Source organism: Rhodococcus jostii RHA1 (genome assembly GCF_000014565.1).
Lineage (GTDB): Bacteria > Actinomycetota > Actinomycetes > Mycobacteriales > Mycobacteriaceae > Rhodococcus_F > Rhodococcus_F jostii_A.
Map to the genome: position 1 here is coordinate 2,521,836 of NC_008268.1, position 9,720 is coordinate 2,531,555.

General features: G+C 68.3%; 7 protein-coding genes. 4 read left to right on the top strand and 3 right to left on the bottom strand.

Going from position 1 to position 9,720, the window contains the following annotated elements:
- Positions 1–2: 2 nt before the first annotated feature.
- A complete protein-coding gene (locus RHA1_RS11680) occupies positions 3–1,937 on the bottom strand; it encodes a 2-oxoacid:acceptor oxidoreductase subunit alpha (protein WP_041811360.1) in 1,935 nt (644 codons plus the stop codon).
- Between the two features lie 122 nt (positions 1,938–2,059).
- Here RHA1_RS11680 and RHA1_RS11685 point away from each other — a divergent pair, with 122 nt between their 5' ends.
- Together RHA1_RS11685 and RHA1_RS11690 are read left to right on the top strand one after the other, a co-directional pair.
- Positions 2,060–4,762, top strand: a complete 2,703-nt coding sequence (locus RHA1_RS11685) for a helix-turn-helix transcriptional regulator (protein WP_011595131.1) — start codon at positions 2,060–2,062, stop codon at positions 4,760–4,762.
- A 103-nt stretch (positions 4,763–4,865) separates the two neighbouring features.
- Entirely contained in the window at positions 4,866–5,702 is an 837-nt protein-coding gene (locus tag RHA1_RS11690) for a class I SAM-dependent methyltransferase (RefSeq protein ID WP_011595132.1), read from the top strand.
- Here the strand turns inward: RHA1_RS11690 and RHA1_RS49335 are convergent.
- Positions 5,683–6,315 (bottom strand): DUF3592 domain-containing protein, encoded by a 633-nt coding sequence (locus tag RHA1_RS49335; RefSeq protein ID WP_148228379.1) that lies wholly within the window; start codon positions 6,313–6,315, stop codon positions 5,683–5,685. The genes RHA1_RS11690 and RHA1_RS49335 overlap by 20 nt on opposite strands.
- 237 nt (positions 6,316–6,552) lie before the next feature.
- On the opposite strand from RHA1_RS49335, the gene RHA1_RS11700 reads away from it, so the two are divergent.
- Complete coding sequence (locus tag RHA1_RS11700; protein WP_041811362.1) at positions 6,553–7,869, top strand: HNH endonuclease; 1,317 nt, start codon at positions 6,553–6,555, stop codon at positions 7,867–7,869.
- A gap of 8 nt (positions 7,870–7,877) precedes the next feature.
- On the opposite strand, the gene RHA1_RS11705 is transcribed toward RHA1_RS11700, so the two are convergent.
- Entirely contained in the window at positions 7,878–8,546 is a 669-nt protein-coding gene (locus RHA1_RS11705; protein ID WP_050787285.1) for an Rv1157c family protein, read from the bottom strand.
- A gap of 106 nt (positions 8,547–8,652) precedes the next feature.
- Here RHA1_RS11705 and RHA1_RS11710 point away from each other — a divergent pair, with 106 nt between their 5' ends.
- The gene (locus RHA1_RS11710; protein WP_009475061.1) at positions 8,653–9,660 is read left to right on the top strand and encodes an NAD(P)H-dependent glycerol-3-phosphate dehydrogenase; all 1,008 of its coding nucleotides are present in this window, start codon (positions 8,653–8,655) and stop codon (positions 9,658–9,660) included.
- Positions 9,661–9,720: the final 60 nt, after the last annotated feature.

Genomic DNA, 9,720 nt, shown 5'->3' on the forward strand with positions numbered 1-9,720 from the left:
TGTCACACCGATTCCTCCTGCCGGGGTCCGGTCGATCGGTAGGTAGCCGACGCGAGCGCGTCGGCGGTCTTCGCGAGCTCGTGCTCACGCAACGTTCCGGCCAGCGCGGAATCGATCACCTCGTGCAGTTCGTCGCCGAGGAAGGCGAGCCCCTGCACCTTGGTCACCGAGTGCACGTCGACGAGGAACCTCGAGCGGAGAATCATCGCGAGCTGGCCCAGATTCATCTCCGGTGCGACGACGGTCCCGTAGCTGCGCAGCACCGCACCGAGATTGGCGGGCAGCGGGTTGATGTTGCGCACGTGCACGTGGGCCACCTTCTTGCCCTCACGGCGAGCACGCCGGCAGGCCTCGCCGATGGGTCCGTACGAGCTGCCCCACCCGACGAGCAGCAGGTCGGCCTCACCCGACGGGTCGTCGACGACCGCGTCGGGAACGTCGATTCCGTCGATCTTGGCCTGGCGCAACCGCACCATGAGGTCGTGGTTGGCGGGATCGTAGGAGATGTCGCCGCTGCCGTCGGCCTTCTCGAGTCCGCCGATGCGGTGTTCGAGCCCGGGCGTTCCCGGTATCGCCATGGCACGGGCGAGCGTCTCCCGATCGCGGGCGTACGGTGCGAACTCGCCGTCCATCGGTGGTGCCGTGTCGCAGCCGGGGTCGATCCGGACCAGTTCGGACACGTCCGGGATGGCCCACGGTTCGCTGCCGTTGGCGATGGCGCCGTCCGACAGCAGTAGCACCGGTGTGCGGTACGTGAACGCGATCCGGGCGGCCTCGACCGCGGCATCGAAACAGTCCGCGGGTGAGCGCGGCGCGATCACGGCGACCGGAGACTCGCCGTTGCGCCCGTACATCGCCTGCAACAGGTCCGACTGTTCGGTCTTCGTCGGGAGCCCAGTGGACGGGCCACCGCGCTGGACATCGATGACGAGCAGCGGGACCTCCGTCATCACCGCCAGCCCGATGGCTTCGCTCTTCAACGCCAGTCCGGGTCCGGACGTGCTCGTCACGCCGAGCGCACCCCCGATCGACGCGCCCAGCGCCGCGCCGATTCCGGCGATCTCGTCCTCCGCCTGGAACGTGGTGACGCCGAGATTCCGGTGCTTGCTCAGCTCGTGCAAGATGTCCGATGCCGGGGTGATCGGATAGGTGCCGAGGAAGACGTCCCGAGACGCCAGCCGTCCCGCGGTCACCACCCCGTAGGCCAGGGCCGTGTTCCCGGTGACCTGGCGGTACGTGGCCGGTGGGAGCGTCGCCGCGGACACCTCGTAGGTGGTCGCGAAACTCTCCGTCGTCTCCCCGTAGTTCCACCCGGCCTTGAACGCGAGCAGGTTGCCCTCCGCGATCTGCGGCTTCGCTGCGAACTTGGTCTGCAGGAACCGCTCGATGCTGTGGGTGGGACGGTTGTACATCCACGACAGCAGTCCGAGCGCGAACATGTTCTTCGCCCGCTCGCCGTCCTTCCGGCTCAATCCGGCGGGTTCCACCGCGCCGACCGTCAACGTCGACATCGCTACCGGATGCACCACGTAGTCCTCGAGGGAGTCGTCGTCGAGGGGGCTCGTGGCGTATCCGACCTTCGCGAGATTCCGTTTGGTGAACTCGTCCGTGTTCACGATGATCATGCCGCCCCGCGGCAGATCGTCCAGGTTCGCCTTCAACGCCGCCGGATTCATGGCGACCAGGACGTCCGGGCGGTCGCCGGCGGTGAGGATGTCGTAGTCCGCGATCTGGATCTGGAACGACGACACCCCGGGGAGGGTGCCCTGAGGCGCCCGGATCTCGGCGGGGAAGTTGGGCTGGGTGGCGAGGTCGTTGCCGAACGCCGCCGCCTCAGACGTGAACCGGTCGCCGGTCAACTGCATGCCGTCGCCGGAGTCTCCGGCAAAGCGGATCGCCACCCGTTCCAGCTTCGTGGAGTTAACCTCCGTCGTCATGAATGCACCGAATCCTTCGACTCGTAGTCGTTCTGACCAGCAGCTTCTAACCTCACGGTACAAGCGTTCCCAGTTTTCGCCAGGAACACGCCGAAATCAGGCGTCGCGATACGGTGAGTGGTGTGAGTGACCCGGGGAACATCGAGCTCGTCGGGCGTTCCCGCGAACTCGCCGAACTAGAGTCGATCCTGCGTGAGGCGGGCGAGAACGCGCCCGTCGTCGTGGTCGTCGAAGGCGTGCCGGGCATCGGCAAGACCACTCTGGTGGAGCACTTCCTCGCGGCGCATCCCGACCTGCCGGCGTTCTCCGCGGTCTGCGCCCCGTGGGCGTCGGGCCATCCCTTCGGCGTCGCCGAACAGCTCCTCGGTGCGGCAGTCACGTCGAAGGACCCCCTGGACGTCGCCCGCGAACTCGTCGCGGCGGTGGATCCGCCTGCTGGTGACGCGCCGTTCGTCTTCGTGCTCGACGATGCGCACTGGGCAGACCTCGCCTCACTGCAGGCGCTGACCTCCGCCGTGCACCTGCTCGACCGACCGGCGATGATCGTCCTCGTCACGAATTCGGAACCTCCCGACGGTGTTCCTGCGGACGTCCTCGACCTCCTCGACCGGCATCGCAGGCATCGGCTCCACGTCCGTCCGCTCGACGCGTCCGACACCCGCAGACTTGCGAATACCCTTGCGCATATCGACCTTCCGGCCCCGGTGGCGCACCAGCTCGTTCAGCACACGGGCGGGAATCCGCGGCACCTCACGCAACTTCTGCAGGAAGTCGATCCCAGCGCGTGGAGCCAGTGGCAGCCGGTGCTCCCCGTACCCCGCACGTTCGCCGCGAAAGTGCAGTCACAACTGTCCGCGTGCTCGGCGCCTGCCCGGGCCCTCGTCGAATCGGCGGCGGTACTCGCCGGGGATCCCCGATTCGCCGACGCTGCCGCGCTCGCCGCCATCGAGAACCCGGTGGAAGCGCTCGACGAAATCCATCGGATCGGCCTCCTCACCGTCGGCGAGCATCGCGGCGTGACCGTGCTGACCTTCCCGTCGCCGCTGACCCGGGCCGCCGTCTACCGCAGCCTCGGGCCCATCCGGCTGCGTGACCTGCACGATCATGCCGCACGGATCGTCGAGGACGAGGGCAGGCGACTGGACCATCGCGCCGCAGCCGCCCCGTTCGCCGATCCGGCGCTCGCGGACGAACTGGACACCTACTCTGCGCAGAGGGCGACCGTCGGGGCGTGGTCGACCGTCGCGGACGCATTGATCAAGTCGAGCCGCCTCACCGCGGACCGCGGCGAACGCGAACAACGCCTCATCCGGGCCGTCGACGCTCTCGTCGGCGCCAGCAACCTTCCCCAGGCACTGGCCTTCGCGCCGGAGATCGAGAGCTTCCCCGAAAGTCCGTTACGCGACGCCGTACTCGGCTACCTCGCCATCCTCCGAGGACGACCCGCGGAAGCCGATCTGCTGCTCACCCAGTCGTGGACCGCATGCGACCCCGATACCGATCCGGCCACCGCCGCGCTGATCTGCCAGCGCCGCGTCCTGGACTCCCTCGTCCGCTGGCACGGACCGGACCTCGTCGAATGGGCCAGCCGGGCCGTAGCTCTCGTCGATCCGGGCGATCCGTCGGCCGTCGAATCCGCGGCGATCATGGGACTCGGACTCGCCGCCACGGGTCGGATCGTGGAGGCACGGGCCGCCTACGACACGCTGTCCGCGAAGATCGCCCTCGGTGCCCAATCCCAGCGCTTCGACATGGCCAGGGGCTGGCTCGACCTGGCGCTGGACGATCCCGAATCGGCGCGTCAGGAACTCGAGAGCGCCGTCCCCACGGCCTTCCGGATGGGCTCGACCCGCATCTCGTTGTGGGCGCAGGCCTGGCTGGCGCGAACGCAATTCGCCCTCGGTGACTGGAGCGGCGCGATCGCCACGGTCGACCGTGCGGCACACCAGCTCGAGGACGCCGCGCTCGACCTCGTCCGGCCCCTCGTGCACTGGACCGGCGCACAGACACACGCGCTGCGCGGAAACTGGCCCGCCGCGCAGGAGCACCTCCGCCTCGCGGCGGCGAGTTCGCACGACTACCCGATGATGTTCATTCCGTCCTCCCTGGCCCGCGCCCAGTGCGCCGAAGTGCAGGCCGACTACGCCGCCGTGATCAGGGCGCTCGAGCCTCTCACCCGCCTGCACCCACGGGAGGGCATCGACGAGCCCGGCTTCTGGCAGTGGCCCGACGTCTACGCGAACGCGCTCGTGATGGCCGGTCGCGTCGACGACGCAGATGCCTTCCTCACCCCGCACGAGGAACGCGCCTCGGAGCGCGGGCACCGGTCGGCGATGGCTCGTCTCGGTTATGCCCGCGGTCGCGTCGCCGGTGCGCGTGGCGACATCGATGCCGCCCGGGACGTGTTCGAGACGGCGTTGACGCACCTCGACACCCTTCCCCTCCCCTACGATCGGGCACGCGTGAACTTCGCGTACGGCCAGACTTTGCGCCGGGCAGGCAAGCGGCGTGAAGCGGACGCCGTCATGCAGGCTGCCCGGGAGGGATATTTCGCGCTCGGAGCCACGTCCTACGTGCAGCGGTGCGACCGCGAACTCAAGGCGGGCGGCCTCAACCTCAAACGCAGCCGGTTCACACTCGAGGAACTGACTCCGCAAGAGCGGGCCGTGACCGAACTCGTCGCCGGCGGAGCCAGCAACAAGGAGGCGGCCGGCGAACTGTTCCTGTCCGTCAAGACCGTGCAGTACCACCTCACCCGGGTCTACGCGAAGCTCGGCATCCGCTCGCGCAGCGAACTCGCGGCGCAGTTCCGCGAGCAGGACTGACAGCCGAGGTGACGGGAACCTAACCCGAGGGTGCCTGTTCCGGGCACCGCCGTCCGGCCAGGCTGGATCTCGACCGATGCAGCCGACCCGCCGGAGTACCGAAATGGATGACACGATCGACGCAGTCCAAGCCGACCGCGACCTGAAGAACAAACACCGCGCCATGTGGGCTCTCGGCGACTACCCCGCCCTGGCCACCGAGATCATCGCCGGCCTCGGGCCCGCCCTGGTCCGCGCAAGCCGGGTCAGGCCCGGTGACCGTGTTCTCGACGTCGCGGCAGGCTCAGGCAACGCCGCCATCCCCGCGGCGCTGTCCGGCGCGAGCGTCGTGGCCAGTGACCTCACCCCCGAACTGTTCGACGCCGGACGCCGCCGGGCCGCCGAACTCGGAGCCGAGGTGGAGTGGCGCGAGGCCGACGCCGAGGCCATGCCGTTCGCCGACAACGAGTTCGACACCGTGCTGTCGTGCGTCGGCGTCATGTTCGCCCCGCACCATCAGGCGAGCGCCGACGAACTCGTCCGCGTCTGCCGGCCGGGAGGAACGATCGGTCTACTCAGCTGGACACCCGAAGGCTTCATCGGCCAGATGTTCGCAACGATGAAACCGTATGCACCCCCGCCCCCTCCGGGCGCGCAGCCCCCGCCACTGTGGGGTCGCGAGGAACACGTCCGGGCATTGTTCGGCCATCGCGTCACCGACGTCGTGGCAACCCGGCACACCGTGCGCATCGATCAATTCCGGTCGCCGGAGGACTTCCGTGACTACTTCAAATCCCACTACGGTCCGACCATCGCCGTGTACCGGAACATCGCCGACGACCCCGCCCGGGTCGCCGCGCTGGATCACGAACTCGCCGACCTCGCACGCCGTTTCGACCACGGCACCGGCGGCACCGTGATGAACTGGGAGTACCTCCTCCTCACCGCACGGAAGTGGTAGCGAGGTCGACCACGATCGTGCTCTCGTTGCCCGGGTCTGCAGCGTCGTACCAGATCGTCGTCGTCTGACCGTCGACGACCGGTGCGTCGCTGCTGATCAGCATTTGCCGCCGGACCCAGCGCTGCACATTGTTCGCGTCGACGAACGTGAACGTCACGACTGTCAGGATCGTGCTCGGACCGAACGGGCGCGGCGTGAAGTCGCGATACCCCTTGCCCGTCACGGTCCCCACCGTCGGCGTTCCCGATCGCACCGTGCGTGCCGCTTCCCGTCGGCGTCGCCCGCGGCGGACGGAGGTCGCGGCAGCCAACGCCGTCAACACCGCACCGAACCCGAGAACAGCGGTCGTCGGACCGTACAGCAGACCTCCGCGACCGTACTTGACGCACATGCTGATCCAGCTGATCAGCCCGAGCAAGGTGAGCGGACAACCGACGAGGAACGCCCCCAACCTCTGCCAATGCAACCCGCCTGCAGCAAGAAAGGACAGTGCGTAACCGATCGCCGCGCCGGCGACGAACAACATCACCAGCACGGCCGCCGCCTTCTTCGCGGACGGACGCCGGCCGAGCTTGGTGGCACCCCGTCGGTCGGCCGGGTCGATGATGCTCACGGCTCGACGCCAGGTGTGGTGGCGATGAACTCGAGTGATGGCGCACCGGGCGGCCGCGTGACCGTCACGTCCATCCAGATGCTCTTGCGCCACTTCGACTCGACCCGCTGGGTCATCGCCCTCCCCCTCCACCCCGACCACGCACACGTTACCCAGTCGGCAACTTGGGTATTGCCCGGTCCGGACCGGGTTGCTAGAGTCGAACAAGTATTCGAACGACCTTGGGGGAGGTTGGTTGTGGGGGCATTACTTCTCGAGGAATTGCGCGCATTCACGGCGCGGTTGCAATGTGCCGAGGCGGCAAGTGGCGATGCGGGATTGGGCATCGATCTGCTCGACGCGATCGAGACGTTGAAATCGGTCGGGTGCGCGGCGCAGGAGGTGATCACCGACGACGTCGCCACGAGTATCCGCGCGGACCGCAAGGCTGCCGGGTTACCGCGGGCGGAGTGGGACCGCGGCATCGCCTCGCAGATTGCGTTGGCGCGCAGGGAATCCCCGAACCGCGGCGGCCGGCATCTGGGTTTTGCGCAGGCTCTGGTGCACGAGATGCCGCACACCCTGGCGATGTTGCAGACCGGCCGGCTGAACGAATGGCGAGCCACCCTGCTAGTGCGCGAAACAGCGTGCCTGTCCGCGGCCGATCGGGCGATCGCGGACCGCCGGTTGTGCTCGGACCCGGCCACACTCGACGGCGCCGGCGACCGCGGTCTGATCGCACGGGCGAAAGCATTGGCGGTGGAACTCGATGCCGCGGCGGTCGTGGCCCGGCATCGCAAAGCGGTGTCGGAGCGTCGGGTCACGACACGGCCGGCGCCGGACTCGATGGCCTACCTGAGCGTGCTGATGCCGGTCGAACAGGCGATCTGCCTGCAGGCCACGCTGGGACGGGACGCGGACAGTCTCATCGCGACCGGGAACAGCCGTGGCCGCACCCGCAATCAGCTGATGGTGGATCTGTTGTTCGACCGCGGCACCGGCCGGGCCGCTGCTAGTGGTGTTCCAGTGGCGGTGAATCTGGTGCTCTCGGACGAGACCCTGCTGGCGGGCGGGCACGAGGCGGCGCAGTTGCAGGGGCTCGGGCCGGTGCCGGCCGGGATCGCGCGGCAGCTGGTGGCCGACGCCATCGACAGTGACACCGAGACAGCATTGCGGCGGGTGTACGCGTGTCCTCAGTCGGGGGCGTTGACGGCGATGGAGTCGCAGTCGCGCACGTTCCCGAAGGGCCTGCGAAAGCTGATCGACCTGAGGGATCGGACGTGCCGCACCCCGTGGTGTGACGCGCCCATCCGGCACCACGACCACATCCGGTCACGCCGAAAGCACGGGGCGACCAGCGTGCACAACGGGTCCGGGCTGTGTGAGGCGTGCAATTATGCGAAGGAGGCACCGGGATGGACGGCCCGCCCGATACACCGCCCTGGCCGCACCCATCTCCTCGACCTGGGCACCCCGACCGGGCACCACTACCGGTCGGCGGCCCCGCCGCTCCCGGCCGCAGCGCGGCAGTCGGAGGTCGAGGCGATGCTCATCGCACACGTGCGTGCGTCGTGACAGCGCGATCATGCCTGGACGACGCCGACCACCGGGGCGTAATCACATGGCGGCAATGCCCGGCTGGTGTTGTCGAGGATGCTCCCGAAGACGACGAACACGATTGTGCCCCTGCCTGTCTCGAGGGTATTGGACAGCGTGACGATGTAATCGGCCGGCCGCTCCTGATACAGCGGCGCTCGCCCCGACTGCATGGTGGTGAGGTTCAGCCAGGCGACCTCGACGAGGTCGCCCTGCAGTGGCGACGACATTGCGGTGTTCATCCCGCTGAAGAAGACATTGACCTTCCCCGGCGGAATGACTGGGACAGGAAGGTTCTCGTCGACGGCGGGGCCTGCTATCGCGCGAGCTATACCGACCGAATCGTTCTGCTCACCGAAGCCTGCAGGGAGGCAGTCGGCAGCGGTGGTGTCGTACAGGAACGGTTGGGCTGCGCCCTCGACGAGATGAACCGATCGGGGGAAGTAGTTGTAGCGCGGTGTACCGGCGGCGACGCGCTCAATGGTGGTCGTGATCGACTGCGCGGTGCGAGTGCTGATCGGCATGGCGGCCGACTGGAGGGCGGCTCGCACTGCCGCCACGTCGCCGAGCGGCGGGGGCGCGGCGTGCGCTTCACCGGCTGCCATGGAAACGAGCACACCGACACACGCCGCAAGTCCTGCAATTCGTCCACGCATGAATGGATGTTAGCGGCCACCGGGACTTGCCGAATCAGCTTCGTGAACGCCCGGCAAGTGCCAGGCTTGAGGTCATGGACAGCATCAACTCGATGGGTGACCGGTAATGGCCCGCCCGGTACGCGTCGTCGTGCTCGGCGCCGGCTCGTGGGGGACAACGGTGGCAGGTCTCGCCGCCCACAACACACCGACTCTGCTGTGGGCGCGGAACTCGGATACGGCCGACGAGATCAACAACGAGCACCGCAACTCCCGCTACCTCGGCGACCGCCCGCTCCCCGACTCCATGCGCTCCACAGCCGACCTGGTCGAAGCGGCCCACGAGGCCGACGTTCTCGTGGTCGGGGTGCCGTCGCACGCGGTCCGCAGCACCCTCGCCCAGATCGCCAACGAGGTGCGGGCGTGGGTGCCGGTGCTGTCTCTGGCGAAGGGGCTGGAGCCGGGAACACGGCTGCGACCCACCGAGGTGATCGCCGAGTGCCTGCCCGGGCATCCGGTCGGGCTTCTCGCGGGCCCGAATATTGCGCGGGAGATCGTGGACGGACTGGCGGCCGCGTCGGTCGTTGCCACCCAGGACGTCCGGGTGGCCACCGCCTTGCAGCCGTTGTTCGCGTCCGCCGTGTTCCGGGTGTACCGGAACACCGATGTGCTGGGCTGCGAACTCGGCGGCGTGCTGAAGAACATCGTGGCCATCGCCTCGGGCATGGCCGACGGACTGGACGTCGGCGACAACACGCGCGCGATGGTCCTGGCGCGAGGGTTGGCCGAGATGACCCGGCTGGGTGAGGCGATGGGCGCGAACCCGCGGACGTTCGCGGGACTCACCGGGGTCGGAGACCTGATCGCCACCTGTATGAGCCCGAGTTCGCGTAACCGGCGGGTGGGCGAGTACATCGCCCGCGGCATGACGGTCGACGAGGCGGTCGCCAAGTTGGGGCAGGTGGCCGAGGGCGTGAAGACGGCCCCCACCGTGATGGAACTGGCCCGCGACTACAACGTGGAGATGCCCATTGCCGCCGAGGTCGAGGCGGTGGTCGCGGGTCGGCAGACGCCGGAAGGCGCCTATCGTGGCCTGCGGAAAGTCGCTGCCGGCGGAGAGCACGAGGTGGCGTGACGGCACAACTGCAACCGGAAGTAGCACTATCTAGACGTTTCTAAGCAATCTCCTAGAAAA

Excerpts from the sequence above, each read along its gene's own strand:
- RHA1_RS11680 (WP_041811360.1), bottom strand. The coding sequence starts at position 1,937 with ATGACGACGGAGGTTAACTCCACGAAGCTGGAACGGGTGGCGATCCGC.
- RHA1_RS11705 (WP_050787285.1), bottom strand. The coding sequence starts at position 8,546 with ATGCGTGGACGAATTGCAGGACTTGCGGCGTGTGTCGGTGTGCTCGTT.
- RHA1_RS11710 (WP_009475061.1), top strand. The coding sequence starts at position 8,653 with ATGGCCCGCCCGGTACGCGTCGTCGTGCTCGGCGCCGGCTCGTGGGGG.
- RHA1_RS11690 (WP_011595132.1), top strand. The coding sequence starts at position 4,866 with ATGGATGACACGATCGACGCAGTCCAAGCCGACCGCGACCTGAAGAAC.